Here is a 26,229-nt window from a genome sequence, read left to right on the forward strand (position 1 = left end):
GCGCCGCGGCTGCCGCGACCGCTGTCGCGATCCGGCCCGGCAGATGTCCGCAAGCCGACCATGTGGCGGCGCCAGCCGGTCAGGTGATGTCGCGGCGCATAGGGACGATGACCGCGATCGCCGAGGCGGTCAGTGCGTACGCGATGAGCAGGAGACCGCCGGCTGCCGGTGGGAGGAGCTGGACGGCGGCAGTGTCGAGTTGTGCCGACATGGCGTCGGTGAGGTACGTGAAGTCGGTAAGCGCGGCGGTGGCTCCACCGGGCAGGACGGGGTAGAGCGTGTTGACGCCGGGAATCATCATGAGCACCGGTTCGCCCAGGTACAGATAACCGAGCACCACACCCAGGGCGGCGACCTGGCTACGGATCAGGGCACCCATGCCGACGCCGAGGAGCAGGTACACCACCATCGCGACGGCGATGCGGCCGAGCAGTGCCAGCACGGTGGCGGCGGGCAGCCCGAGCGAGACGCCGCGAGCGGCGGCGACGGCGAACAGGGCCATCGCGGCGGTGCCGGCGAGGACGATCCCGTAGGCAAGGCCGATGACCGCGTAGGTGGCGAGCTTGGCGGCGAGCACCCGGCCGCGGCGGGGCGCGAACATGAAGGTGACAGCGGCGGTACGGTGCCGGTACTCGGACGTGACCGCGACGGTGCCGGCGGCGGCAGGCACGAGCGCGGTGTAGCCGAGGATGCCGAGGATCGAGCGGAGGCCGGCCTCGGTGTCCAGTCCGGGCATCGGCGGGTCGAAGTTCTCCGGGCCCACCAGCGCCATGACGCCGATCAGGCCGCCGCCCAGCAGCGCGGCGGCGAGCAGCAGCCCGCGCCACATCCGGGTGGCCAACAGCCTGCGGAACTCCGCTTTGATCAAGTGATTCATCGGGTGGCCACCTTGTCCGTGGTCAGCTGGAGGAAGAGCCGTTCGAGGCTGGTGTGCTCGGTGACCAACTCGTGGATTCGTAGACGGTGGGCGGCAGCGAGGTCGGCGATGCCCGGCGCGTCCACCCCGTGCACGCGAAGCCGGCCGGGTCCGACGGCCTCGACGAGCGGGACGGCGCCGCCGTCGGCGGGGCCGGCGGTCAGGATGACGGCGAGGGCGCCGGCGTCGGGTGAGGTGATCAGCACCGTTGGCGGGCCCGCGAGCTGGGACAGCGGCCCGGCGGCGACGAGTTCCCCGCGCCGGATCACCACCACGTCATCCACGAGCTGCTGGACCTCGCTGAGCACGTGGCTGGAGATCAGGACGGTGCGGCCCTGGTCGGCGAGCCGGCGCAGCAGCCCGCGCAGCCACGACATGCCTTCTGGGTCCAGGCCGTTACCGGGCTCGTCCAGCAGCAGGACGCGCGGATCCCCGAGCAGCGCCGTGGCGAGGTTCAGCCGTTGCCGCATGCCGGTGGAGAACCCGCGGGTCCGGCGGTCGGCGGCCTCGGCGAGGCCGAGCAGGTCCAGCAGTTCGGCGACCCGAGTGTCCGAATGGCCGCCCATTGCGGCGTAGACCCGCAGGTGGTCGCGGGCGGTGTGGCCGGGATGGAACGCGTTGGCGTCGAACACCGCGCCAACGGTGCGTGACGGCCGGGCCAGCCGGCCGTACGGCTGCCCGCCGATCGTGGCGGTGCCGCTGGTGGGCGACACCAGCCCGGTCACCATCCGCATCGTGGTGGTCTTTCCGGCGCCGTTCGGACCGAGGAACCCGGTGACCGCACCGGGTTCCACGGTGAAGCTCAGCTCGTCTACGGCGGTGACGTCGCCGTAGCGCTTCGTCAGGCGCGACGCCTCGATCGCTAGGTGGTCGCCGCTCACGTTCCGGCCGCCATCGACCGCCCGATCGCCTCGGCGAGGCCCGGCGCGGCGGGCGTGGAGAGCACGACCTCGTCGAACTCTCCGCCGGCCGCCGCCCGGTCCAGCACCAAGTGCAGTCCGGGCTCGCCCCGGCGGGCCGCCACGAGCTGCCGGGGACCGCCGTAGATACCCCAGACGCCGACCTTGGCGAAGCCGGACACGACGTATCCCCGCCGGGCGCCCCAGGCCAGCCGGAGCGGGTTGTCCACTCCGGCGGCGTGCCGCACCGCGGAGAGGGGCAGGACGAACCGCTCCCGCCCGACCCAGATCCGCTCCCACCCGGTGAACCGGATGTCGATCATGCCGTCGGTAACCGTCACGGCTGCCATCAGTCGTCCTCCTTCGTCGTCCCGGAGTCGCTCGCCGACCCCGGTTCCCGCTTGTCGTCGCCGATGGCGGCCGGCCGGTCGGCCGGCATCAACACGGTCGCCAACAGCCGCGGTATCCGCCCGTCGCCGGGCTGGTTGCCCAGCAACGGGCCGACCAGCGCGTTGAAGCCGGCGGCGAACTCGCCCAGCTCGGCGTCCGTCAGGTGCAGCACGAGCTGCTGGTAGCCGACCCCGTCGGCGACGAAGTCGATCCGCTCCCGGGCCAGGTAGCGGGAGAACTCCGACAGCAGACTCGACACGAACGCCGTGAAGTAGCGCGCGTGGTCGGCCGGAGTGGCCGTGGCCAGGGCCTCGGCGTCCAGCGTCGCGCCGTGCGCGGGCAGCGCGTACACCCGCTCGACCGCACCGCGCACCTTGCGCTCCTCGACCACGTCGAGCAGCCCGGTCTTGACCAGCACCGCCAGGTGGCGGTAAAGGGTCGCGTGCGGGACGTCGGGCAGCAGCTCGACCAGGTCGTGTGTGGTCAGCCGGGAACCGGCGACCACGCGCAGGATCCGGATCCGCACGGGGTGCAGCGCCAGCTCGGCCCAGCGCTCGGTCGACATCTCCACGAGCCAATAGTATCACTATCGATAGTGATAGCAATAGGACGACGTCCGGACGGCCACGGTCCGGACCGGATCACCGGGCCAGGTTCACCACGAGCGCGGCCACCACGGTCACGAAGAAGACCGCCCACCCCATGAGATCTCGGGACCCCACCCGCAGGTGCGCCACCAGCGCGCCGACGAAATACAGCACCAGCCCGGCGGCGGCGAGCCTGCCCAGCAGCGGGACGGCGAACCCGGCCAGCAGTCCCAGCGAACCGGCCGCCAGCAGCACGCCCAGCACCGGCACCCAGGACCGCGGCACCCGCTTCAGGTCCGCCTGGGCCTTCGGGTAGTCGTGGCCGATCAGGTAGGTGACGGCGGCGGCGCCGGTGAAGACCGCCGCCAGGATGGTGACCGCGACGTAAGCGGCGAACATGGTGCCTCCTTCGGTTGCCCGAAGGACGGACCATCACCGTCGAACGTGACCGGTCAGCCCAACCGGTCGAGGAACTCCCGCGACCGCCGCAGCACCAGCCCCGCCGCCTCCGCGTCGTACGACGGCAGCGTGCGGTCGGTGAACAGGTGCCGATCGCCCGGGTAGGTGAACACCTCCGCCAGCTCGGGCCCGGCGACCTCGACCAGCTCCCGGGCCGCGTCGAGATCGCCCTCCAGCGCGAAGAACGGGTCCTTGTCCATGCCGTGGACCTGCGCGGGGACCCCGGCGGGCCACGGGCCGACGGCCCACTCACCGGTGACCGGCAGGCACGCCTCGTAGAGCAGCGCGCCCCGGGCGCCGGGCCGGGTCTGGGCGAACCGTTGGGCGATGGCCACGCCCCAGGACAAGCCGGCGTACACCAGCGCGTCGGGCAGGTCGGCCACGGCCCGGTCGGCCCGCTCCTGCAGCACGTCGCTCCCAAGCCGCTTGGTGATCGCGAAGCCGTCCTCGAGGCTCGCCGCCACCTCGCCGTCGAACAGGTCCGGCGTGTGCACGGTATGCCCACCGGCCCGCAGGTCGTCGGCGAACGCCCGGACGCCGCCGGTCAGACCCTGCACGTGGTGGAACAGCACGACCTCGGTCATCTCTACACTCCTGTCATCGGACCACGAGACTCGAATGAACCAATATCCTAGAACGGTCGAAAAATGTCGGTCGACAGGCAGATCCCGGACTATGACCTCGACGACATGCTCGTCGTCACCGCCACCGAGCAGCTGCGCGCCCTGGCCGACCCGCTCCGCGAGACCCTGCTGGAGCTGCTGCTCGAACGGGCCGCCACGGTCACCGACCTGGCCCGCGCCGTCGACCGCCCGAAGAGCAGCGTCGCGTACCACGTGAACCTGCTCGTGGCCGCCGGCCTGCTCCGGGTGGTACGCACCCGGCGGGTACGCGCGATCGAGGAGCGCTACTACGGCCGCGTCGCCCGCACCTTCTACGTCGGCGCACTCCACCAACCCGAGGACCGGCAGATCGTGGCCGGCATCAACGGCGTCGCCCGGGCCGCCGCCGAGTCCGCGGCGGCCCACGCCGCCGACGACCTGCGGTGCACCCTCGTGCATGCCCGCATCCCCGTAGAGGAGGTGCGCAACTTCTGGGCCGAGGTCCAGGAACTGGCCCGCCGGTTCGCCCAGCTCCCCCGCTCCGGCGACCAGGTGTACGGCTTCGTCGCCGGTCTCTATCCCACCGACGCCCCCACCCTCCCCGACGCCGAGCAGCACCCGGCCGACTGAGCACGTAGTGCGGGCGATGGTCTGGCCATTCCCGGGAATCTTGTCTCACCGGGACGAACCGCTAAGGCCTTCCGGGGATGGCCGACGAGCAGGTAGTCCCGTCAAGCGCGCCCAGCTCGGCGTCGACCACGGGATCGCCGCTGTCCTCGGCGTCGAAATCGGCCGCACCTGGCCGGCGGTGGCCGCGACCGTCGATGTCCAGGCCCCGGCAACTACTGCCCGGCCATCTCCGCACGTTGGGAGGGAAAATCTCTGTCCAGCGCCGGAAGAAGGGTGGCGACCATTACGGCTCCGACGATGGCCGCTGCGCCGGCCGCGATGAAGGCGGCCGTGCCGGCCGCGCCGGGTGCCGTCACCCAACCCGCCACGGCCGTTCCGGCGGCGTAGCCGAGCCACATGAAAGTGTTCAGCCAGCTGAACACCTCGGCGCGGCTGTCCGCCGGGGCGGAGTCGGCCAGCAGAGTGACGTGAAGCGTGTCGCTCGGGCCTGCCAGCAGGCCCGCGACAACGATCAGCACCCCGACTGTGAAGAGGCCGGGCGCGACGGAAATCGTGAGCAACATGCCCCCGCCCAGAGCGCCGAGGAGCACGAGCAGAGCGCGTCTCCTCGACGGTGCCTTGAAGGCGCCGAACGCGAGAGTCCCGACAAGTGCCCCGACGGACAGCAGACCGATCAGGAGGCCCGCGGTCTGTGGACTCCCCAGTGCTTCAGCCTTGGCCACTGTGGCGATGCGAAGGCACCCGAACCCGAAGGTACCCGTCGCCGTCAGCAGCAACAGAACAAGAGTTGGCCGGTGGCTGAGGGGTCCGGCGAGCCGCTTCAGAGCCGGCGCCGCACCGCTGGCGGGCGCGGGAGACGCCTGCACCGACGGGAAGGACAACAGAATCAGTAGGCCAACGAGAATTCCCATCCCGGCCGCAGCGATCACCAGCTGCGGCGGCATCAGCACAATCATGGCGGAAACGAGGACCGGGCCGGCGATGAATGCAACTTCATTGATGGAGTTGTCGACGGCGTACGCAGCCTGCAACGTTTCGGGCGGCACCAGGCGGGCCCATAGCGCTTTGGTGACGGGGGAGGCGGGCGGTGTGGTGAGCCCCAGCAGCGATGCCGCAATGATGAGAAGCGGCGCCGCCACGTTGACGGTAATTGCCCATACCATCAATGCATAGGCAGCGGCGTGTGCGCAAAGGTAACCCGCAAGCACTCGTCGCGAAGGCGACCGGTCGGCGAGCCGACCACCTACGGGAGCGCTTATCGCGAGTGCTATCGCGTGGACCGCCAGCACCAGGCCGGCCAACGCGTACGAGTCGCGCTTCTCGACAATGGCCAGAACCAGGGCGAGGCTGAGCACCGGCGTTCCGAATCTGGCGAAGAGTGCGGAGGTAGCGAGCCTCATCGCCCCGGGTGAGCCAACTAGTCGACGGTAGGGTGAAGCCACCGAGCCTCCACGGCAGAATTGTCGTACGGATAGCCATGTCGGCCAACGCGACGATCGGGGATTGCTTCGCGCACATGGCGTGGGTCCGCCCGCTGGCGCGGGCCACCAACAGCTGGTCAGCCCATCGTCCGTGCTGCTCTCCTCGACCGCCAATGCGTGTTGCCGAGACCAGGGCTGCCAGCGGCGCATGGAAAGCCCGACGCGGCGCGGCTCGGCCCGCGTCGTGACCGGAGGATCTGCCGGGATCGATCGGTTAGGGCAGGCGGGAACGACCGCCAACAACGGTGGTCCGGCCGCGCACCTTGCGGGGGCCGCCACCATGAACTAGTGTTCACGGCAACGGTGCCGAGCGGGCACCCTGCCTCGGAAGGTCGCCGGCAATGCGGGGTCACCCCAGCGGCTCCGACGCCTCACCTGGCCCTGGCGGCGTGCGGCCACGGGAAGTCCGTCGTTCCATGACTCGACGTATGCCCTGAATGGCGCTGCCGGGCCGGGCTCGAGCTCCGCTAGCCTGCGGCTGCCCGGAGTCCACCCGCGACAATCTGCGATCAAGGTGCACCACATCCCCGGATCGCCTGGACGTCAATGGCTCCACCGCCGTGGAGGGGGTGAAATTATGGTCGAGTTGTGGACCCTGAGGGTATTCATCGAGGTCGGAAGACAGGGCTCCCTCTCCCGCGCGGGCGAGGTTCTGTCGATGAGCCAACCCGCCGTCTCGCGACAGATCAGCGGGCTCGAGCGCCGGCTAGGGGTGGCGCTGTTTCGTCGCGTACCGCGAGGCGTTCTGCTGACGCCGGCGGGCGAAGCGGCGCTCGATCTGGCCCAGGATGTCTGCGACCGGTTGCGCCAGTTCGAGGCGCGCCTGTCCGCGTTCACCGGGCTGGACGGCGGACGTCTCCGGCTGGCCGCCTTCGCCAGCGTGAACAGCGGCCTCGTCCCGGCGGCAGTTCATCGGTTCAGCACGGCGTACCCGGAAGTGGAGATCAATCTCGTTCAGATCGACGAGGATGCACAACTTTCCGCCCTGCGGAACGGCGGCGTGGACATGGTGCTGCGCACTTCTTGGGACACTCGCGATGATCGCCACATGACCATCCGCCAGGCGGTTATTTCGGGTGCCTACGATCCCTTCGATGGTATCGACGTTCTGCCACTGACCGAGGAGGACTTGCGGGTGGCGCTCCCGGTCGGCCATCGACTCGCCGGCGCGGACGTCGTGAACCTCAAGGAGTTGGCGGATGAGGCCTGGATCGAAGGGGCGCATCCCGACTGCCTCGGCCCGATTCCTCAACTCGCGGAGGCGATGGGTTGCGAGCCTCGGGTAGCGATGCACTGCGACGACTGGTACGGAAAGCTAGCGTTGGTCGCGGCGGGCGGTGGAGTCATGTTGGTCCCCACCTCGGCGGGTACGACGGTTCGTAGTGACATCGCTCTGGTCGAAACGTTCCCCGTCCTGCCTCGCCGAAAGGTCCTCGCCATGACGGCAGAGCCACCGTTCCGGCCCCCGACCGTCACCGCCATGCTCCGGATCATGAAAGATGTGATTCGTGAGCATTCGCAACCGATGAGGGTGCCTCAAACCGCGTAACGGGCATCACCAGCGCGGCATGGAGCGGCATCTCGCCGACGACTTCTTCCGTGGCCATCACTGCGGCGCATCGGGCGCGAGGGCGTCCGCACACGATTGCAGGTAAGCACGCAGCTTCTCACGCGACGGACGCGGGTATTGCTCCTCCGCCGCAACGAGATTGTGCACCGCGCCGGTGATCAGAAAACCGAACGCCTCCGGGTTCACGTCGGTGCGTACCCGGCCGAGTAGTTGTTCGCCCCTGAGGTACTCGGCAACTGCGGCATCGAGCGTCGCCGGCATACCCGAGGCCGAAGCCGCCGACCTCAACCGTTGGGAGATCACCGCATCGTCGATGTCGTTCGCCCCAAGAACAGCTGGACTGTCCGCGTCGAGAAGAATGCTCGCGAAGCGGTCGAGGTTTTCGCCGACGGTATGGCGGCCAGCCGAGGACACCCATTCATCGAACTCTTTCGACAAGCGTACGAGTTCCTCGACGACGAGTTGAAGAATGAGCTCATCGCGGTTGGCGAAGACCTTGTACGGCAGACCGACAGCGCAGTTGGCCTCCCTGGCGAGCGCGCGCATAGTAAGTGATTTCGCGCCGGATCGACGAACGATCCGGCGCGCGGCGGCCGCAAGAGCCGTCCTCGTCTGCTCAATCTCCGCACTGGTGCGACGCTGGCTCACAAGCCAGCCACCGGGGGCCGACGGCCGCGAAACGACCATTCGCTTCGACCGTTCGACCGACCATCCATGAACATTTGTTCATAGTATCACCACGTCGTCGCAATGTCGTCGAGTCCGTGGCGGAACCGGGATGTCGCAACCTGCGATGCCGCCTGCCGCGCTCGGCCATCCGTCCGTGCCGGATGGTCTACTCCGCGGATCGGTGCCATCGGTTAACCACTACGGAGTCGCCCACGGCAATTCTCCCAGGCTGGACTACGGCGTACTTGACGCCGAAGGCCACGCCTCCGGACCGGCGTCGGTAGGCGGCCAACGTTCGTATCGGCTCCGGCCCAGCCCTTCTTCCCGTGTCCTGGTCCACGGTCGTCACCACGCATCGGATCGCGAGCTTGGCGTAGCTGAGGCGGCAGTTTCCGATGGCCATCTCCCACGCGTGATCCTCGATGTGCGCCTCGGTCCAACCCGTCACGATGACGTTGGCCCGGAACCGGCCGATGGGTAGCGGCCCGGCCCCACGTGCAATGAGCCGCGCATTGAGTGCCTCCATGGAGGAGACCGAAAGCAGGTGAACGGCACAACTGTCCGCGAAGGCCGAAGTCCCGGGCGTCACCCCATCGGTGACTCGATCGTGCTCCGGGGACACCCGGACGAGCCGGCTCGGCTTACCCAGAACCCGCGACAGCCAAGCGGCCGGCTCGTCGCCCTGGTCGATGCCCCGATATCGGGAGCCAAACATCACGACGGGGCGCTCAGCGGCGCGAAGGTCCACCGGCAGGCGCGTCGGGTCCTCCCCGGGTGCGTGCAGCGCCAGCTCGGTGCCGGCGGCGTTGATCCCTGGGCGGATCACGGCCAGCCGCGGGTCGCGGCGCTGAGTGCGGACGGCGCCGGCCGGATCGGTGACCACGAACGTCCGATCGTGCCGGAGACCGGCAGAGGTCATTTCGGCGACGTTTGCGGGGACGCCGGCGCAGCCCTTTATCGGATAAGAAATCAGCTGTCGAACAACTCCGCCATTCGCCGAGAGATCGGCACCCATCCAAAGCTCCTCTGACAAGGAGGCGCCCTTTTCGGGAATGTCGGGTGAGCGTGGCGGACCAAGTCCGTCGCAGCGCCTCTCCACGCCGACTTTGCCAGTTTCCTCCGTGCCGGATTGGGTGTCAACACCCGGGCAAGCGTTAGTAGCGCCATGCGTGAGCTGCATGAGTGGGGTCGCACAACGTCCGTCAGGCGATGCCCGAGTAGCGCCGACGGTCCCGGGTGCTCGTGAATCCGATGTCGGCCGCCCACGAGATGTTGGCGGCCTCGTGATGCACGTCTTTCATGGATAACCTGCGTGACGCGCAATTGACGGCGTCGGTGCCGCGAGCAGACCATGGCCACACCTTCGTTGGTCTGGGACGTCATGAGGATTAGGCTGGATGCCGGTGCCGGAGTCGGGGCGCAACCGTAACGAGGTTCAGAACGGTGAGCAGGCCCGCTGGGCCTGGGATTTTCTCATCCTTTCGCTGGTCTGGGGTTCGAGCTTCGCCCTCATCAAAGTGGCGGTCAATGCCGGCGTCCCGCCCATGTGGGTTGCCTTCACCCGGTGCCTGTTCGGCGCGGCGGCCCTGGGGGTGATCAGCGCAGTTCGGCGTCAGCCCCTACCGCGCCGCCCGATCGTATGGCTGCACGCGTTCGTAGTGGCCGCGCTGCTGAACATGGCACCGTCCTCATTGCTCGCCTACGGCGAAACCCAAGTGAGCTCGGTGCTGGCCGGCATCCTCAACGCCGCTGTCCCCCTGGCAACGGTGCTCGGGGTGGTCGCTCTGGTGCCGCAAGAGAGGCTGTCCCCGCGCCGCGGGCTAGGTATCCTGATTGGCTTCGTCGGCGTGCTGACCGTGGTCGGCGTCTGGGACGGCCTGGGCCGTGGGACACTCGCCGGCACTCTGGCCTGCATCGCCTCGAGCGTGTTTCTCGGCGCGGGGTTTGCGTACACCCGCCAGTTCGTCTCGCAGCGCGACACACCCGCAGCGGCGATGGCGGCCACACAACTGCTGTGCGCAACCGGCGGGCTTGCGATCGTGACGCCGGTTGTCGGCGGCCGGCCGGCCTGGCCGGGATGGGGGGCAATGGTCGCCCTGCTGGTGCTGGGTTCGATCGGCACCGGCGTCGCGTACATCCTGAATCTGAAGGTGATCCGTGCGACGGGCCCGACCGTTGCCTCAACGGTCACCTATGTTATTCCGGTCTGGTCCATCATGCTGGGCGCGGCATTTCTCGCCGAGCCAGTGACCTGGCACGCCACCCTCGGAGCGGCCGTCGTGCTGGCCGGCGTGACGTTGACGCGCATGCCACCGCGCCGGACAGATCCGCCCGCTTCTGCGACCGACGATGCGGCGCAGGACGAAACTACATCCGCTGCGACTCGGACAGGGCAATGACTTCCGATTCCGGAAGAGTTGGCTCCTGATCGGTCAGGAGCGGCGTGGCGGGGTCCCCGACGTCGGGTCGATCGAGGTCAGCGCGGCGACCGGCCGGCTGGTGATCACCGTGGACGATGCGCTGATGCTGGCTGCTGTCGAGCAAGCCGGCTACACCGCGGAGCGAGTCGGATGAACGCGGCGGGACGGGTTGAGTCTCCACGCCGCAGTTCTGGCGGCGGAGTTCGGCGCTGCTGCAACCCCGGCAAACGTATGCGCCTGCGTCATGCCTAATCCACCAAACCTGCAGTCGCATTTATTCCTCTACCGGTAGAGGCTAGAACTCTCAGGAAGGAGTTCTCGAGTGCACCTGACGAACACGGATCAGGCAAGAAAACGAGCCGGATCGGAACGGCGGAATCGCATACGAGGCGGAGAGCCGGCGCTGGGCGTCCGTCTGCTCGGCCCCACCCAAGAATGCGGAATCGACGTCGAGAGCGCCGGCCCCGACGATCTCGACACCGTTCCTCGCCGGTAGTCGGGGGTTCCGTCATGCGACCCATCGATGCACAGATGCCGCGGCCGCAGAACGCGGACGGAACGCCATCGGCGGATCAGGGCTCGGTCGTGATCGTCGGCGGATACGGCGCTGTCGGCAGTGTCGTGGCAGTAACGCTTGCCGAGGGTGGTATCCGCGTCACCGTCGCGGGCCGCGACCTCGGTCGTGCCCAGAACTTGGCGCGCCTGCATCCTGGCATGATCGTCCCGCAGCGGGTCGATATCGGCCAGGTCGATCAGGTCGAGCGGCTGCTCGACAGCGCCACCGTAGTGATCATGTGCGTGGAGCGTCACAACGAGGACGTGGCCCGCGCATGTCTGGAGCGTGGCATCCACGTCGTAGACATCAGCGCCACCGCCGAGGTGCTCGACGGTATCGAGCGACTGGATGCGCTGGCCAAGCGCAACGGGGCGACCGCGGTTCTCAGTGTGGGCCTGGCCCCCGGGCTGACCAACGTGCTTGCCCGTCAGTGCCTGGAGCGCCTGCCGTCGGCGACGTCGTTGGACGTGACCGTCCTGCTCGGGCTGGCCGGAGACCACGGTCCCGACTCCGTCCGATGGACTGTGGAGAATCTCGCCGCGTCGCGGGGGACGGCAGGTACGCCGCGGAAACGCGTGCCGCTCCCGGGATTCGGGAGGCGCACCGCCTATCCGTTCCCCTTTGCAGACCAGCACACCCTCACCCGGACGCTCGGGATTCCGGTGACCACCCGGCTGTGCTTCGACTCCGCCGCGGTCACCTCGGTGCTGTTCGGCCTGCGCGCCGCGGGCCTGTTCCGAATCATGGATCGGCTCGGCGCGACAGGTGCGCTCGTCGCGGGGTCCGGACAACTGCGGTTGGGCGGCGACCGCTTCGTGATCCACGCCGCCGCTGTCGACCGCACCGGCGCGGGTGTCGCCTCGGCGGTCAGCGGAAGACAGGAGTGCCGGGCCACGGCAGTGGTAGCCGCGCAGCTCGCCGAGCAACTCGTGCGTCAGCCCTCGGAGCCCGGGGTGTGGCACATCGACCAGGTGGTCGACGCGAACGCATTCCTGCCGAAGCTGCGGCAGCACGACCTGATTGTCCACGATGAGATCTGATTATTCCGAAGGAAGTGACATGCCCACCACGATCGCCGACCGCCACGGGCGGCTGACCGTCAAGCTGACCGCAGCGCTCTACGCAGTGACGTTCATTCACCACCTGTACGGCGGCCTGGCCTTCAGCAGCACGGAGCGGACAGTTCTCGCGTTCGTCTTCAGTGGCGCGTTCGCTGTCACTTACCTGATCTACCGGCACGCGTTGGCCACGCGGTGGGGCAGGCGGGCGTACTGGCTGCTTGTCTACGTTTTCTGGGTGGGATTGCTGGGCCTTTACGAGGGAGGCTGGAATCACACGTTGTTCGCTGTGCTGCGGGCCGGTGGCGTCGTCAACCTGGACCGGCTCTACGCCGCGGCCAGCGACGCACGGATCTCCGACGACGTGTTCTTCCAGGCTACTGGCGTATTGACGCTGCTGGCCGCGGTGGTGTTGGGGTTGGCGCCCAGGCTGGTAGGAAGACGCACTCCGATCGCTCAGACCGGTCACGAGGACCGCGCTCAGTGAACCCCGCCGCACAGCCGCGTCGGCGAGGAACACGCCTTCCGCCGGCTGATCCGAGACCTCTCGCTGCCCGAGGGCAAGCCGCTGTTCCGAAAACGACGTCTCGCCAGCAACGCTGACCCCACGGCCGCGGCTATGGTGCGCGCACGAAGACCTCCGGGTGTGGCGTGGAGCCTTCGGCAAGCTCCGCACCCACCCGGAGGCGCCCGGGCAGGAACGAGACCGCGATGACGGCAGGGTGCCCTCAGGGTCGGTTGGCTGTGACCAGCCAGTGCCTGCCCGGGATCTGGATTCCGGTCTCGGTCTGGTATGGGCCGATCGCTTCGACGAGCGTTTCCCGCGCCGCCTCCCGGGTGAGGTCACCGTGCTGTTGGAGCAGCGCGAGCACCGGCCCGCTGCCGAGGTAGAAGTTGGCGGCGACTTCGGCGTCTGGACCGAACCGCATGAGGGCATCGAGTGCGGAGGGGCGCACCGCGGTGAATCCCGCGGCCGTCAGCACCTCGACGAGGCGGGTGGGATAGGCAAGCGAGAACATTCCGGATTCCACCGGGCCCGCTGCCGCGGCACCGTCCAGTCGGCGTTGCAGGGCCGCGATCGGCACGGTGTACCAATCATTCTCCTGCGGAACCTGCGGGCAGACGAAGACGAGTCGCCCGCCGGGGCGCAGCGCACGACGAAGATTGGTGAATGCCACCACGGGGTCATTGAAGAACATCAGGCCGAACCGGCTGATCGCGACATCGAAGCTGGCCGAGGCAAACGGATGGACCTGCGCGTCGCCGACCTCGAAGCTGATGTTCGTGGCGCCCTCTCCGGCGGCGAGCTCCCGAGCGCGGTCGAGCATTGGGATTGACAGGTCAACGCCGGTGACCCGACCGTTTCGGGCGTAGCGGGCGGCGAGGCGCGTGGTCTCGCCGGTACCGCAGCCCACGTCGAGCACCCGCTCGGTGGATTCGATCGCGGCGGCAGCGAACAGCGCGGAGGTCAACTCGTCGCCGGCGTCGCCGCTTTGCCTGTTCTGGTCGGCCCAATGTTCACCCTCAGGACCATTCCACGCGGCGGCCTGTTCGGCGTTCACGATCGGATGCACTGTCGCTCACCTTCGTTCCGTCTCGGTTGGGTGACTCGGCACTCACCTGTGATCGTCCAGCGCGCCGCCCAAAGCGCGAGCAGCCTTCGTTCATCGGTGATGTCGCCGCTGACTTCGGACCGGCGCCTACTCCGACCTGCTAGGAATTGGTTTTCACGATCCTCGCCATGCATCCAGCCTGGCCAGAACAGTGCGTGCATGCAACTGCGGGTGCGGCAGTATTGGCATGCGTGACGCGCATATTCCGGCGATCGGAAGCCGGCCGTGCGGTCAGACGTCACGCAGGTCTTCCAGCAGGGCGTACGGATAGGGAGCCTGCCTCTTGCTCGCCTCATCGAGCCTGGAGCGACTGCTCTCGTCAAGTTCCCAGCCGACGGCACCCAGGTTGTCGTCCAGCTGGGTCTGTGATCGCACACCCAGAATCGGTGCGGTTACCCCAGGCCGGCCCAGCAACCAGTTCAGGGCCACCTGTGCGGGAGTGCGATCGATCTTTTCGGCCACCAGCAGGAGGGCATCGATCACCGCCCACGTCCGTTCGTTGTCGTAGTTGCTCCATGCCTCGGTCCAGGCGGGATCCGAGCTGGTGGTGTCACCGATCCGGCTCTCCCCGACGGCCGGCCGGTCGCCCCTGCGGAACTTGCCGGTGAGCCAGCCCCCGCGCAGCGGACTCCACGGAATGACGCCCACACCCTCGTTGTGGCAGACCGGAACGAGCTCCCATTCGGCTTCGCGGTCGAGCAGGTTGTAGAGCGGCTGGAGGGAGACAATGCGCTCCCAACCCATTGCCCGGCAGGTGTCTATCGTGCGCTGCAACTGCCATCCGGCCACGTTGCTGATGCCCAGGTAGCGCACCTTCCCCGAGGCGACAAGGGAGTCAAGGGTGCTCAGGGTCTCTTCGATCGGCGTGCCGTAATCCCACATGTGCACCTGGTAGAGGTCTATGTAGTCGGCGCCCAGCCGTCGCAGGCTCTCGTCCACCGAGCGCAGAATGTGCTTGCGACCCAGGCCTCGCCGGTTGAGGCCAGCACCGAATCGCACCTTGGTGGCGAGCACGATGTCGTCGCGGGTCTTGTTCTGCAACCAACTCCCGACGATCTCCTCCGACCGCCCGGCACCGTACGCATCGGCGGTGTCCACAAAGTTGCCACCGGCCGCCACGAAGTGATCGAGCAGGTTGTGGCTTTCCGTCTCGTCGATCTCGCGGCCGAAAGTCATCGTTCCCAGGCAGAGCCGACTCACCTGCAGGCCTGTGCATCCAAGTCTCGTGTATTCCATGTCGCCTCCCGGTATCGCGTCACCGCCGGCCGCAGCGCCGCGTCTCCTGCCGACGCCGCCGAAACCCTCGGTCCGGCAACCCGGTCAGAACCCGATGTCCGGCCAGGTCCTCAACGATCCTCAAAGCTCATCGGGCTGACCGCCACTGCCGATCCCATATGCCAGGGATGCATGGAGAGCATGCCGCCGACGGTTCGTGCCCGGATAGATGATGTTCGTCCGGTCTGGCGGCTCCAGCCTGCTCGAAGGACAGCACGTGGCCGCGTCGCCGGTCTCTATCCCACCGACGCCCCCACCCTCCCCGATGTCGAGCAGCACCCGGCCGACTGAGCACGCGGCGGCGCACCCTAACGGCGTAGGCCCACCCCGCCGTAGCCGTGCGACACCCCGGCCTGCGGCTCCCCGTCGGGCCGCCACTCGGCGAGTTGGACCAGCCCGGGCGGGACCGGCTCGTACCCGGCCAGGAAACGCGCGGTCTCGGCGTAGGTGCGGGGCGTCAGCGGCGCGCTGCTGCGCTGGTAGATCGCCTGCCCCTGGGCCGCGGCCTGCGGCGGGACGCCGTCCAGGGTCAGGTGCGAGAGCACCAGCATGCTGCCCGGCGCGGTGGCGTCGCGCAGCCGGGCCACCGCCGCGTACGGGTCGTCGGCGTCGGGCACGAAGTGCAGCACCGCGACCAGCAGCACGGCGACCGGCTCGCTCAGGTCGATCAGGCGACCCACCTCCGGGTCGGCCAGGATCTCGTCGGGCCGGCGCAGGTCACCCCGGACCGCCGCGGTGCGGTCGTCGCCGGGCAACAACCGCCGGGCGTACGCCACGGCGACCTCGTCCGAGTCGACGTAGACCACCCGGGACTCCGGCGCCACCGCGCGCACCACCTCGTGCACGCTGCCCTGGGTGGGCAGGCCGGCGCCGATGTCGAGGAACTGCCGTACGCCCTGCTCGGCGGCGTATCGGACGGCCCGGCGGAGGAACGCCCGGTTGGTCTGCGCGGCCACCCCGGTGTCCGGGAAGATCTCCAGGACCCGCTCGGCGGCCTCCCGGTCGGCGGCGAAGTTGTGGCAGCCGCCGAGGTAGTAGTCGTACATCCGGGCGACGTTCGGCCGCGTCTGCGCGTCGGTCCGGCTGGGCGTCGGCTCACTGGACACGCGGTCTCCCTCCGGCGGGCCACTGCTGGCGTTCCTGTCTAACACCGCCGCCGCCCCGCGCGCTGACCCGTACGGCACCGGGCCATCCCGTTCCGTGCCGGCCGGCCGTGTCGTTGATCCGGCTGCGCGGGCCGCTGACCCCGGCCCACGGTGAGGGCACCGATCGTCGAGGAGGGACGCCGATGACCCGTCAGCGGGAGACCGTGGAGGTGGACCCGGTCCTGTTCAGGGCCGTGTACGACTCACCCGCCGCGCTGCCCGGCGCGCATCGCTGGACCACCTGCGAGCACGACGTACGCCGGATCGAGAAGCTGCTGAACATGCCGCCGCGCAGCATCGGCGCGCCGCTGTGGGTCAGCGGCGACACGCCGGACTGCCCGAAGTGCGGCCGCCGGGTCAACTGGCTGGACATCGTCTCCTCGGCGTTGTCCGCCGTGCACGACCGGGACATGATCGCCACGGTGATCCTGGGCGACCGGAAGTACGTAAACACCGAGGTGCCGGACGCCATCGCCGGGGTGTACTGCGTCGACTGTCGCACCCGGATCGAGGGGCTGCGCAGCTTCAAGTGCCACAACTGGGCGTACGCCTTCGAGGCGCTGGAGGAGGTGCGGGAGCGGATGGCCGGCGGCCCGGTCACGGCCTGACCGTCAGCAGCACGGCGGCGATCGTGCCGAGCACCAGGTACGGCCCGAACGGCAGGTGACTGGACCAGCGGACCCGCCGCGCCACCAGCAGCACCAGCGCGACCACCCCGGAGAGCACGCAGGCCAGCGCGGGCCCGAGCACCAGCAGCGGCCAGCCGTACCAGCCGAGCAGCGCCCCCGCGCTGAGCGCGAGTTTCGCGTCGCCCAGGCCGAACCCGCGGGCGCCCAGCAGCAGCGTGGTGCTGGCGAAGAAGAGGGCGAGCACGAGGGCGCCGGCCACCGCGCGTAGCCACGGCCCGGGGCCGGGGCCGGTGACCGCCGCGACGCCGAGCAACGCCCAGGTGCCGGCGGCGGCGGGCAGGGTCAGCCGGTCGGGCAGCCGGTGCACGGCGACGTCCACGAAGCAGAGCGGCACCGCCCAGCCCAGCCACCAGGCCAGCGCGAGCCGGACGGCCGGCGGTCCGTCCACGACGGCCACCACCGCCAGCGCCAGCAGCAGGGCGGCCTCGACGGTCCACGGGGGCGCGCCGATCCGCCGCCGGCAACCGGGGCAGCGGGCCGCCGGGCCGAGCGCCGGCCACGGCCGGTCCAGCCGGGTCGGCGCGCCGCAGCCGGCGCAGCCCACCCGGTCCGGCGACCCCGCGGGTACGGCGTACCGGGCGATCGCGAGCCGGCAGGCGGGGGCGACCGCCAGGGCGGCGAGCAGGGCGACGCCCCGACGGGCGGTCGGGGCGGGGGCCAGCGAGGCAGACACGGAAAGTAACCTCACGATCGCTGCGGTGTGGCGGATGGTGCGAGAAACGGCGCTCCGGGTGGCCCGGACCGGCGGACGACGAGGGCGGCGACGCGCACCGGCCCCCACCACCTTTCATCACTGTGCGCATTCGAATGAATTGCCTCTGTTGCATCGGCGGACGTCAGCCTATGCTCGCCCCTTGGGTACGACGCAACCCCGATGACCGGCGTCGCGGACCACAGGAGACCCCGACTTTCCACAGTTCACAAAACTTCCACAGCAGTAAATGCGGAGACGCGACTATCCGGCCCGGCCGACCTCATCCGGGCACGCGTCCGCATGCCCGGAACCGGACCATTCCGCAGGTCGCCGGGCTGCCATCGAGGAGGACCGGCGTTGCGAATTCGGCATTTCCGCCACCGGGCGGCCTGCCTGGTCGCCATCGCCGCCGTCGGAATCAGCGGCGGGTGCGGCGGCGCCCCGGAACGCGACCCGGGCCCGGTGTCGGGCGCGGCCGCCGCGGCCGATCCCCCGCCCGACGCCGCCGCCGAGGCGGCTGCGGAAAAGGCCGCGCTCGCCGCCTACTCCGGCTATCTCACCGCCTCCGGCACGGCGAGCCGGCGCGGCGATCCCCGCCATCCGGAACTGACCCGCTTCCTGGCGGACCCGCTGCTCACCCGGGTCCGGCTGGCCATTCGTGAGGCGAAGGAGCACGGCGCGATGCGCACCGGAAAACTCGTTTCCGATCCCACCGTGACCTCGGTCGACCTGGCGGCGGAGCCGCCCACCGCGGAGATTCAGGACTGCCTGGACGCGACCGGCTGGCGGCTGGTCTACGCCCGGGACCGCAAGCCGGTGCCCGGCTCCCGGGGCGGCCGCTGGCTGTCCACCGCGACCGCGACCCGCTACCCGGACGGCCGCTGGCGGATCAGCGCCGGCCAGACGCACCAGGACCAGCCGTGCTGACCTGGGGAGGAAGGGGCGCCCCGGCCCGGTCGGCCCGGGCCGGGGCCGCCCGTCGCCCGATGGCCGGCGCGCTGCTGGCGCTGCTGCTGATCCTCGCCGGTCCGGCGCTGGCCCGGGCCGCCGGGCCGGACGTCAACTGCCCGCCCACCCAGTACGACTGCGACATCTGGGACGACGACCCCGGTCAGCCGGGCAACCCGGGCGGCGGTGGCAACGGCGGCGACGGTGGCGAGACCGGCGGCGGGGGCGGCCCGGCCGCGAAATGCGTGTGGAACGGCCGGCCGCTGGCCTGCTACGACGAGTTCCTCGGCTGGTTCAACAACGCCGACGGCTGCTACTACAAGCTGTCCGAGCCGCAGCCAAGCGTGGTCGAGGGCAAGAAGTGGTACGTCCAGACCTGCAACGGCGGTGACCTCGGCGCCCAGGACGAGGTGCTGCTGGACGCCGCCCCGGCCGGCTTCGAGGCGCCGCCCGACCCGGCCGAGCTGGCCCGGCAGGCGCTGGCCTCGATCCGGCTGCTGCCGCCCCGGCTGAAGGTGGCCCCGCGCCGGGCCACCGGCCCCGGCCTGGTCGGCCTGCCGGTGTGGATGTGGGCGGACTCCGGGCCGAACTACTTCGGGCCGCTGACCGCCAGCAAGACGGACCGGGGGCTGACCGTCACGATCACCGCCCAGGTGGACCGGATCGTCTGGGACATGGGCAACGGCGACACGGTCACCTGCGACGGACCGGGCACGCCGTACAAGGTGGACGGTCCACGGGCCGGGCTGACCTCGCCGGACTGCGGCTACGACGACGGCTACGGAGCCGCCGGCACGTACCGGGTCAGCGCCACCACCCACTGGACGGTGAGCTGGTCCGGCGGCGGTGAGGGTGACAGCTTCCCGCTCACCCGCACCAGCAACGTGGTGCCGATCGAGATCGACGAGCTCCAGGTGGTGACCGGGTGAGGAGCCCGGCCCGCCCGGCGGCGAACGGAGATGACGCGATGACCCTGGCGACCCAGCACAGCACCGGCCCGGTGGACGCGCCGGTCGCCCCGCCCAAGGTGATCCGGCAGCGCCGCACCCGGCCCGGGCTGCTCGGCCTGGCCGTGCTGCTGATCGCCCTGGGCGGGCTGGGCGCGGCGTTCGCGGTCACCTCGGTCCGGGCCACCGGCAGCTACCTCGCGGTGGCCCGGCCGGTGGAGGTGGGCCGGGTGCTCGGCGCCGACGACCTGGTCCCGGTGCAGGTGGCCGGCGGGCAGGGTCTGGCGCCGGTGCCGGCCGCGCGGATCCGGGACGTGGTCGGCAAGCGGGCCGCGGTCTCCCTCGTCCCCGGCACCCTGCTGACCATGCGCCAGCTCACCGAGGCCCCGCTGCTCGGCGCCGGGCAGCAGCAGCTGTCGCTGGGCCTCCCCCCGTCCAAGGTGCCGGCCCGCAAGCTGCACCCCGGCGACAAGGTGCTGCTGATCGCCACACCGGCCAAGAACGACGACGGCGCCGCCCGGGGGGCCACCCGGTTCCCGGGGACGGTGATCGACACGTACACCCCGAAGAACGGTGACGTGGTGGTCTACCTGGCGCTCACCACCCGGGACGTGCCGGCGGTGGTGGCGCTGGCCGCCCAGGACCGGGTGGCGCTGGTGCTGACCGAGGCGGCCTGAGCATGGCGATCATTGCGCTGGTGTCGGCGAAGGGCTCGCCGGGCGTCACCACCTCGGCGCTGGCCTGCACCCTGAGCTGGCAGCGGCGCCTGGTGCTGGCCGAGTGCGACCCGGCCGGCGGGTCGATCCTGGCCGGCTACCTGGGTGGCGCGCTCGACGGGCCGCGTGGCATCGGCGAACTGGCCGTCGGCGAACTGCGCGACGGCAACCTGGAGCAGGCGTTCTGGTCGCAACTGGTCGACCTGGACGCGCCGAAGCGGGAACGGCTGCTGCTGCCCGGCGTGGTCGACCCGGTCCAGGCGGGCAGCGTCACCCCGCTCTGGCAGCGGTTCACCGACTTCTTCGCCGACCTGGACAAGGGCCACCCACCGTACGACGTGCTCGTCGACTGTGGGCGGTTGTCGGTGGTCGGGCCGCCGTGGCCGCTGCTGCGCGGCGCCGACGTGGTGCTGCTGGTGACCCGCGCCCAGTTGCCCGGCCTCTCCGGCACCCGGGCGATGATCCGGGCGATCGAGCGGGACTTCGCCGAGCACCGGGTACCACCCGGCACGCTGCGGCTGCTGGTGGTCGGGGACGGGCACGGCAACGCCGAGATCGCCAAGGCGCTGGGCGTGCCGGTGATCGCTCGACTGCCGGCCGATCCGCGTACCGCGCAGGTGCTCAGCCTCGGCGGCACCGTACGCGCCGGGCGGCCGCTGCTGCGCGCGGCCGCCGCGCTGGAGACGCCGATCCGGTCGCTGCTGGACCAGCGGCGGGCACGGCTGGCCTGGCCGGCCGCCGCCCAGGGGGTGCCGGATGCGGTTTGAGCCGGTCTACCACGACCCGCGCGGGGAACAGCCGGGCGCCACGTCGATCGTGCCGCCGGTCAACGGCCGGTACCCGCACGCCACCGCGCCGATGCCCGGCCAGCCGGTCGCCGTGCTGCCGCCCGCCCCGCCCGAGGCGGCCCGGCCCCGGGTCGACTTCGCCGTGGTCCGCGAGCTGCGCCGGGAGCTGAGCGAACGGCTCGCCCTCTGGCAGCGGGGCCGGGAGTTCGACCCGGACGAGGAGGAGGTCGAGCGGGCCCGGTTGGCGGTCGCCGTGGTGTCCGCGTACGCCGACTCGGTGCGCCGGGCCGGCACCCCGATGCCGGCCGGCGAGGAGCGGCTGCTGCTCGACCAGGTGACCGCCGAGCTGGTCGGGTTGGGCCGGCTCCAGACGCTGCTGGTCGACGAGAGCATCGAGGAGGTGCACATCCTCGGCTGCGACCAGGTGCGCGTCACCCGGCACGGCGGCGGGGTGGACTGGCTCGAACCGATCGCCGACAGCGACGAGGAGCTGGTGGAGATCCTCCAGGCGGCGGCCCGCCGGGCGGGGGCCACCGAGCGGTCGCTGTCCACCTCCAAGCCCACCCTGGACCTGCAACTGCCCGACGGCAGCCGACTGGCCGCCGTCTTCCTGGTCAGCCACCGCCCGTACGCGGTGATCCGCAAGCACAACACGCTCGAGGTGAGCCTGGACGACATCGCCGGCGAGCGGGCCGACCTGGACGAGATGATCGACCCCCTGCTGCGCGACTTCCTGCGCGCGTCGCTGCGGGCCGGGCTGAACATCATGGTCGCCGGGCTGGCCGGGGCCGGGAAGACCACTGTCATCCGGGCGCTGATGGACGAGATCCCCGCCGACGAGCCGTACGTGCTGCTGGAGGAGAGCCGGGAGCTGCTGCCCACCCGGCGCGGACGCCGGCACCGGGCGGTGATGAGCTTCGAGGCCCGGGAGGGCCACGGCGAGCGCGGGGCGGACGGACGGCCCGCCGGCGAGGTGAGCATCGCCGACCTGATTCCGGTCTCGCTGCGGATGGGCGTGCTGCGGATCATCGTCGGCGAGGTCCGCTCCCGGGAGATCGTGCCGATGCTCCAGGCGATGACCACCAGCCGCGGTTCGATGTGCACCATCCACGCCCGTACCCCGGCCGGGGTGAGCGAGCGGATCATCGAGCTGGCGCTGGCCCACGGCCGGGAGATGACGGTGGAGCAGGCCCGCCGGATGGCCGGCAACGCCCTGGACCTGATCGTCTACGTGACGGTCGAGGACGAGACCGCGATCGGCGGGCGCAAGCACCGCTTCGTCTCCCACGTGGACGAGGTGATCGGCGTCGGTGAGGGCAACCGGATCACCACCACCACGGTGTTCGGCCCCGGGCCGGACGGCCGGGCCGTCCCCCGCCACCTGCCCGAGCGGGTCCGCGACCAACTGCTGCGGGTCGGCTACGACGTCCGGCGGCTGACCCGGTTCATCGAGGCCGGGCAGGGCGCCTGGCGGCGTCCCCGGCGCAGCCGGCTGGCCGACCGGGGGGAGGGTCGATGACCAGCGACATCGAGCTGATCGCCATGGTCTCCGGCGCGGCCTGCGTGGCCGGTCTGGTGCTGGCGGTGGTGGCCCTGGTCGGCACCCGCCGGCCACCGGGTCCCCCGCCCGGGGCCCGGCGCCCGCTGCGCGGTCTGTGGTCGGGGCCCGGCGGCAACCCGCGCGAGCAGCGGCGGCGTCGGCTGCTGATCGGCGGTGCGCTGCTGGCCGGCGCGCTCGCCTTCCTGCTCACCGGGCTGCCGGTGGTGGGGCTGCTGGTGGCGGTCGCGGTGCCGGGCACCCCGTGGTTGCTCGGCGTGGGCAAGGCCGAGCAGCGGGCCATCGAACGGATCGAGGCGGTCGGCGAGTGGACCCGCCGGCTCAAGGACGTCTCCGCTACCGGGCAGGGCCTCCAGCAGTCGATCGTCGGCACCATCAACACGGTGCCGGAGGAGATCCAGGAGGAGGTACGCCTGCTCGCCGCCCGGCTCCAGGCCGGCTGGCTGGCCCGGTCCGCCCTGCTCGCCTTCGCCGACGAGATCGGCGACCCGGTCTGTGACCAGGTGGTGGCCGCGCTGATCCTGCACCTGACCGACCGGGGCGAGCGGCTCGGCGACGTGCTCGGCTCGATCGCCGCCGCCGCGTCGGCCGAGGTGGCCACCCGGCGGGAGATCGAGGCCAAGCGCACCCAGCCCCGGTTCGCGGTCCGGTTCCTGACCGGGATGACCCTGGCCACCATCGCGTACGGGCTGGTGAACACCGAGTACATCCGGCCGTACGGCACGCCGGTGGGGCAGTTGGTGATGACCTTCCTGGGCGCCGCGTTCATCGGCCTGCTGGTGTGGGTGCGGTCGATGAGCCAACCGCCCCGGCCGGCCCGCTTCCTGCCCGCCCCCGACCCGGCGGAGGCGATCGCGTGAGCCCTCGTAACGGGAGGCGACTCCCATGATCATCCTGCTGAACTGGCAGCTGAGCCTCGCCGTGGTCGGTGGCGCGGTGGTCGGGCTCGGGCTGTTCCTGCTGGTCCGGGAGGTCGTGCCGGCGGCACCGGCACTCGGTCCCGCGCTGCGCCGGCTGCACCAGCCACCGGGTGCCGGCCCGGCCGCCCCGACAACGCGGCGGCTGGAGTGGCTGGGCGGGTTGTCCCGCTGGCTGCGCCCACCGCACCGCCAGCTCGCCCTGATCGACCGGACGCCCGAGCAGTACACCTTCTCGCTGCTGCTCTCCGCGTTGATCGGCCTGGCCACCCCGGCGGTGGCCGGGGCGGGCCTGTTCCTGATGGGCGTCCGGCTGCCGGTGGCCGTGCCGGTGCTGGGCAGCCTGGGCATGGCGGCGCTCTCGGCGGTGCTGGCCCACCGCGCGGTGCTGACCCGGGCCGACGCCGCCCGGGAGGAGTTCCGCCAGGCCGTCTGCACCTATCTGGACCTGGTGGCGTTGCAACTCTCCGCCGCGCACGGTCCGGTGCAGGCCCTGGAGCGGGCCGCCACGGTCTGCGACGGCTGGGTCTTCGACCGGATCCGGGAGTCGCTGCGGATCGCCCAGATGCAGATGCACTCGCCGTGGGACGAGCTGCGCGACCTCGCCGACCGGATCGGCATCCCCGAGCTGGGCGACGTGGGCGCGATCATGCGCTCGTCGGGCAGCGAGGGCGCCCAGGTCCACGAGACGCTGCGCAGCCGCGCCGACTCGCTGCGCGACCAGATCCGCACCGACAACCTCGCCCGCGCCGAGGGCGTCACCAGCCGGCTGGACATCCCGGGCGCGCTGCTGGTCTTCGTCCTGCTCGGCTTCGCCGTCTATCCGTTCATCGCCCGACTGTGAGCACGCCCGACGACAAGGAGTACGCCATGCACCTCTTCGCCTACCTGCACGCGGCGCTGAGCGCGCGGCTGGCCGAACTGCGCCACACGGGTGAGCGCGGCGACAGCCCGGTGCCGACCGCCGTCATCATCTTCGGCCTGGTCGCCGCGGCCATCGTGGTCACCGGCCTGGTCATGACCCGGGCCACCGACTGGATGGACTCGGTGCCGGAAGCACCCGCCGGTTCCTGAGCGGCGCACGGATGCGCCGCGCAGCCACCGCCGAGTCCCGCCGGGCGGCCGTCGCCGCCCGGCTCGCCGGCATGTCCGGCGGTGCCCGGGGCGGCAACGTGTCCGGCGGTGACCGGCTCGTCGGCGTGCCCGGCGGTGACCCGGGCGGCAGCGCCACCGGCGGTGACCGGGACGGCGGCGTGCCCGGCGGTGACCGGGGCGGCAGCGTCACCGGCGGTGACCGGGACGGCGGCGTGTCCGGCGGTGACCGGGGGGCCAACCCGGTGGAGTTGGCGGTGGTGATGCCGGTCGTCTTCGTGCTGCTCTTCGGTTCGATCCAGGTGGCCGCCTGGTTCGTCGCCCGGGCCACCGCGTTGAACGCGGCGCAGAGCGCGGTCACCGCCCAGCGGGTCTACCAGGCGCCGCCGGACGCGGGTGAGGAGCGGGCCGTGGCGTTCCTGAACGCCGCCGGGGACTGGCTGGTCGGCTGGCAGAGCCCCGGGCCGGTCTGCGTCACCGAGGACAACCAGGTGACCTGCACGGTCACTGGGGCGTCCCTGTCGGTCGTACCCGGGGTCAGCTTCGCCGTGCGGCAGACCGCGCACGGCACGGTCGAACGGTGGACCGTCCCGTGACGGGGCGCGCCGAGCGCGGCTCGGTCTCGATCGAGGTGGCGGTGCTCGCCCCGGCGTTCATCGCGCTGCTGGTGCTGGCCGGGGTGGCGGGGCGTACCGCGATCGCCCAGGAGGCGATCGGCTCGGCGGCGCACGACGCGGCCCGGGCGGCGTCGATCTCGCGGACCGCCGACACGGCGCGGGACGCCGCGATCGAGGCGGTGGAGGCGTCGCTGGACTGGCAGCAGATGAGCTGCACGGGCGCGCCGCAGTTGGCGTTCAGTGGTTCGGTGGCCGGCACCCCGACCAGCTTCGACGAGGCGTTCACCGGCGGCACGGGCACCATCGCGACGGTCACCGTACGGGTCACCTGCGTCGTCTCGTACGCCGACATCCACCTGTCCACACTGCCGGGGATGCCCGACGGCACCACCGTGTCGGCGAGCTTCACCTCCCCGCTGGACCGCTACCGGAGCCGGGGATGAGACGGACGGCCGGGGGCGCCGGCGAGCCGGGCGCGGGTGGCGGGCCGGGCGTGGGCAGCGGGCCGGGCGTCGGTGGCGGGCCGGGCGTGGGTGGCCGGCCAGGCGTCGGTGGCCAGCCGGGCGCGGGTGACGCCGGCCGGATCAGTCTCTTCCTGGCCGCGGCGATGACCGGTGTCCTGGTGGTGATCGGGCTGGCATTCGACGGCGCCGGCCAACTCCGGTCCATGCAGCGCGCGGACAACCTCGCCGCCGAGGCGGCCCGCTCCGGTGGCCAGGCCATCGACCGGACCCGGGCGATCGCGGGCGGCCCGAAGGAGATCGACGAGGACGCGGCGCGGGCGGCGGTGGCCGGCTACCTCACCGCCGCGGACGTCGACGCCCACACCGTCACGTTCCCGATCGTGGACGGTGAGAAACGGGTCCGGGTCCAGGTCACCGTGACCTACGACCGCTACCTGCTCGGCCTTTTCGGCTTCGGCAACACCGTCACCGTCTCGGGCCAGGCTACCGCCCGGACGATCACTGAGGAACCGTAGGAAGGAAGGCAGCC

30 protein-coding genes are annotated in these 26,229 nt (G+C 71.0%); 17 read left to right on the forward strand and 13 right to left on the reverse strand.

The window, feature by feature from the left end; translation table 11 throughout:
- Positions 1-79 precede the first annotated feature (79 nt).
- The 6 genes from K7640_RS09240 to K7640_RS09265 form a co-directional block, all read right to left on the reverse strand.
- On the reverse strand, positions 80-877 hold the full coding sequence (locus tag K7640_RS09240; RefSeq protein WP_222954281.1) for an ABC transporter permease: 798 nt from the start codon (positions 875-877) through the stop codon (positions 80-82).
- Positions 874-1,797, reverse strand: a complete 924-nt coding sequence (locus K7640_RS09245) for an ABC transporter ATP-binding protein (RefSeq protein WP_222954282.1) — start codon at positions 1,795-1,797, stop codon at positions 874-876. The genes K7640_RS09240 and K7640_RS09245 overlap by 4 nt, the downstream gene beginning before the upstream one ends.
- Positions 1,794-2,165 (reverse strand): hypothetical protein, encoded by a 372-nt coding sequence (locus K7640_RS09250; protein ID WP_222954283.1) that lies wholly within the window; start codon positions 2,163-2,165, stop codon positions 1,794-1,796. Before K7640_RS09250 ends, K7640_RS09245 begins: the two co-directional genes overlap by 4 nt.
- Positions 2,165-2,770 (reverse strand): helix-turn-helix domain-containing protein, encoded by a 606-nt coding sequence (locus K7640_RS09255; RefSeq protein ID WP_222954368.1) that lies wholly within the window; start codon positions 2,768-2,770, stop codon positions 2,165-2,167. Before K7640_RS09255 ends, K7640_RS09250 begins: the two co-directional genes overlap by 1 nt.
- Positions 2,771-2,846: 76 nt before the next feature.
- Positions 2,847-3,191, reverse strand: a complete 345-nt coding sequence (locus K7640_RS09260) for a DoxX family protein (protein ID WP_222954284.1) — start codon at positions 3,189-3,191, stop codon at positions 2,847-2,849.
- 53 nt (positions 3,192-3,244) lie between these two features.
- Positions 3,245-3,835 carry a dienelactone hydrolase family protein gene (locus K7640_RS09265; RefSeq protein ID WP_222954285.1) on the reverse strand — a complete coding sequence of 197 codons (591 nt, stop codon included), beginning with the start codon at positions 3,833-3,835 and terminating at the stop codon, positions 3,245-3,247.
- 63 nt (positions 3,836-3,898) lie between these two features.
- Here K7640_RS09265 and K7640_RS09270 point away from each other — a divergent pair, with 63 nt between their 5' ends.
- A complete protein-coding gene (locus tag K7640_RS09270) occupies positions 3,899-4,483 on the forward strand; it encodes a helix-turn-helix domain-containing protein (RefSeq protein WP_222954286.1) in 585 nt (194 codons plus the stop codon).
- 212 nt (positions 4,484-4,695) lie between these two features.
- On the opposite strand, the gene K7640_RS09275 is transcribed toward K7640_RS09270, so the two are convergent.
- Positions 4,696-6,246 (reverse strand): MFS transporter, encoded by a 1,551-nt coding sequence (locus K7640_RS09275; RefSeq protein ID WP_308042490.1) that lies wholly within the window; start codon positions 6,244-6,246, stop codon positions 4,696-4,698.
- 295 nt (positions 6,247-6,541) lie between these two features.
- On the opposite strand from K7640_RS09275, the gene K7640_RS09280 reads away from it, so the two are divergent.
- Positions 6,542-7,513, forward strand: coding sequence for a LysR family transcriptional regulator (locus K7640_RS09280; protein WP_222954288.1), 972 nt, complete (start codon positions 6,542-6,544; stop codon positions 7,511-7,513).
- 57 nt (positions 7,514-7,570) lie between these two features.
- On the opposite strand, the gene K7640_RS09285 is transcribed toward K7640_RS09280, so the two are convergent.
- On the reverse strand, positions 7,571-8,182 hold the full coding sequence (locus K7640_RS09285) for a TetR/AcrR family transcriptional regulator (RefSeq protein WP_222954289.1): 612 nt from the start codon (positions 8,180-8,182) through the stop codon (positions 7,571-7,573).
- 187 nt (positions 8,183-8,369) lie between these two features.
- A complete protein-coding gene (locus tag K7640_RS09290) occupies positions 8,370-9,218 on the reverse strand; it encodes an MOSC domain-containing protein (RefSeq protein WP_222954290.1) in 849 nt (282 codons plus the stop codon).
- Between the two features lie 382 nt (positions 9,219-9,600).
- Between K7640_RS09290 and K7640_RS09295 the strand changes: the two genes are divergently transcribed.
- The 3 genes from K7640_RS09295 (at position 9,601) to K7640_RS09305 (ending at position 12,724) form a co-directional block, all read left to right on the forward strand.
- Positions 9,601-10,602, forward strand: coding sequence for a DMT family transporter (locus K7640_RS09295; protein ID WP_222954291.1), 1,002 nt, complete (start codon positions 9,601-9,603; stop codon positions 10,600-10,602).
- A 531-nt stretch (positions 10,603-11,133) separates the two neighbouring features.
- Positions 11,134-12,219: a saccharopine dehydrogenase NADP-binding domain-containing protein gene (locus tag K7640_RS09300; protein WP_222954292.1), complete on the forward strand. Its 1,086-nt coding sequence runs from the start codon at positions 11,134-11,136 to the stop codon at positions 12,217-12,219.
- 19 nt (positions 12,220-12,238) lie between these two features.
- Entirely contained in the window at positions 12,239-12,724 is a 486-nt protein-coding gene (locus tag K7640_RS09305) for a hypothetical protein (protein WP_222954293.1), read from the forward strand.
- A 241-nt stretch (positions 12,725-12,965) separates the two neighbouring features.
- Here K7640_RS09305 and K7640_RS09310 read toward each other — a convergent pair whose 3' ends face one another.
- From K7640_RS09310 to K7640_RS09320, 3 genes are all read right to left on the reverse strand, one after another.
- Complete coding sequence (locus K7640_RS09310; protein WP_222954294.1) at positions 12,966-13,811, reverse strand: class I SAM-dependent methyltransferase; 846 nt, start codon at positions 13,809-13,811, stop codon at positions 12,966-12,968.
- A 270-nt stretch (positions 13,812-14,081) separates the two neighbouring features.
- Positions 14,082-15,086, reverse strand: coding sequence for an aldo/keto reductase (locus tag K7640_RS09315; RefSeq protein ID WP_222954295.1), 1,005 nt, complete (start codon positions 15,084-15,086; stop codon positions 14,082-14,084).
- A gap of 347 nt (positions 15,087-15,433) precedes the next feature.
- Positions 15,434-16,231, reverse strand: coding sequence for an SAM-dependent methyltransferase (locus K7640_RS09320; protein WP_308042491.1), 798 nt, complete (start codon positions 16,229-16,231; stop codon positions 15,434-15,436).
- A gap of 182 nt (positions 16,232-16,413) precedes the next feature.
- Between K7640_RS09320 and K7640_RS09325 the strand changes: the two genes are divergently transcribed.
- Positions 16,414-16,878 (forward strand): hypothetical protein, encoded by a 465-nt coding sequence (locus K7640_RS09325; protein ID WP_222954296.1) that lies wholly within the window; start codon positions 16,414-16,416, stop codon positions 16,876-16,878.
- Here the strand turns inward: K7640_RS09325 and K7640_RS09330 are convergent.
- Entirely contained in the window at positions 16,868-17,632 is a 765-nt protein-coding gene (locus K7640_RS09330; protein WP_308042492.1) for an A24 family peptidase, read from the reverse strand. The two genes, K7640_RS09325 and K7640_RS09330, sit on opposite strands and share 11 nt — an antisense overlap.
- Before the next feature lie 378 nt (positions 17,633-18,010).
- On the opposite strand from K7640_RS09330, the gene K7640_RS09335 reads away from it, so the two are divergent.
- The 11 genes from K7640_RS09335 (at position 18,011) to K7640_RS09385 (ending at position 26,215) form a co-directional block, all read left to right on the forward strand.
- Positions 18,011-18,580 (forward strand): hypothetical protein, encoded by a 570-nt coding sequence (locus K7640_RS09335; protein ID WP_255608404.1) that lies wholly within the window; start codon positions 18,011-18,013, stop codon positions 18,578-18,580.
- A gap of 59 nt (positions 18,581-18,639) precedes the next feature.
- The gene (locus K7640_RS09340; protein WP_222954371.1) at positions 18,640-19,530 is read left to right on the forward strand and encodes a hypothetical protein; all 891 of its coding nucleotides are present in this window, start codon (positions 18,640-18,642) and stop codon (positions 19,528-19,530) included.
- 38 nt (positions 19,531-19,568) lie between these two features.
- Positions 19,569-20,225, forward strand: a complete 657-nt coding sequence (locus K7640_RS09345) for an SAF domain-containing protein (RefSeq protein WP_222954297.1) — start codon at positions 19,569-19,571, stop codon at positions 20,223-20,225.
- A 2-nt stretch (positions 20,226-20,227) separates the two neighbouring features.
- Positions 20,228-21,031 (forward strand): ParA family protein, encoded by an 804-nt coding sequence (locus K7640_RS09350; protein WP_222954298.1) that lies wholly within the window; start codon positions 20,228-20,230, stop codon positions 21,029-21,031.
- Complete coding sequence (locus K7640_RS09355; RefSeq protein ID WP_222954299.1) at positions 21,021-22,571, forward strand: CpaF family protein; 1,551 nt, start codon at positions 21,021-21,023, stop codon at positions 22,569-22,571. Before K7640_RS09350 ends, K7640_RS09355 begins: the two co-directional genes overlap by 11 nt.
- Positions 22,520-23,470 carry a type II secretion system F family protein gene (locus K7640_RS09360; RefSeq protein ID WP_374198077.1) on the forward strand — a complete coding sequence of 317 codons (951 nt, stop codon included), beginning with the start codon at positions 22,520-22,522 and terminating at the stop codon, positions 23,468-23,470. The genes K7640_RS09355 and K7640_RS09360 overlap by 52 nt, the downstream gene beginning before the upstream one ends.
- Before the next feature lie 34 nt (positions 23,471-23,504).
- Positions 23,505-24,371 (forward strand): type II secretion system F family protein, encoded by an 867-nt coding sequence (locus K7640_RS09365; protein WP_222954373.1) that lies wholly within the window; start codon positions 23,505-23,507, stop codon positions 24,369-24,371.
- 26 nt (positions 24,372-24,397) lie between these two features.
- A complete protein-coding gene (locus K7640_RS09370) occupies positions 24,398-24,601 on the forward strand; it encodes a hypothetical protein (protein WP_222954374.1) in 204 nt (67 codons plus the stop codon).
- A 179-nt stretch (positions 24,602-24,780) separates the two neighbouring features.
- Entirely contained in the window at positions 24,781-25,215 is a 435-nt protein-coding gene (locus K7640_RS30080; RefSeq protein WP_374198078.1) for a TadE/TadG family type IV pilus assembly protein, read from the forward strand.
- Entirely contained in the window at positions 25,200-25,679 is a 480-nt protein-coding gene (locus K7640_RS09380; protein ID WP_308042493.1) for a TadE/TadG family type IV pilus assembly protein, read from the forward strand. Before K7640_RS30080 ends, K7640_RS09380 begins: the two co-directional genes overlap by 16 nt.
- Before the next feature lie 164 nt (positions 25,680-25,843).
- Positions 25,844-26,215 (forward strand): hypothetical protein, encoded by a 372-nt coding sequence (locus tag K7640_RS09385; protein WP_255608559.1) that lies wholly within the window; start codon positions 25,844-25,846, stop codon positions 26,213-26,215.
- Positions 26,216-26,229: the final 14 nt, after the last annotated feature.

The organism is Micromonospora sp. PLK6-60 (assembly GCF_019890675.1).
Taxonomy (GTDB): Bacteria; Actinomycetota; Actinomycetes; order Mycobacteriales; family Micromonosporaceae; genus Micromonospora.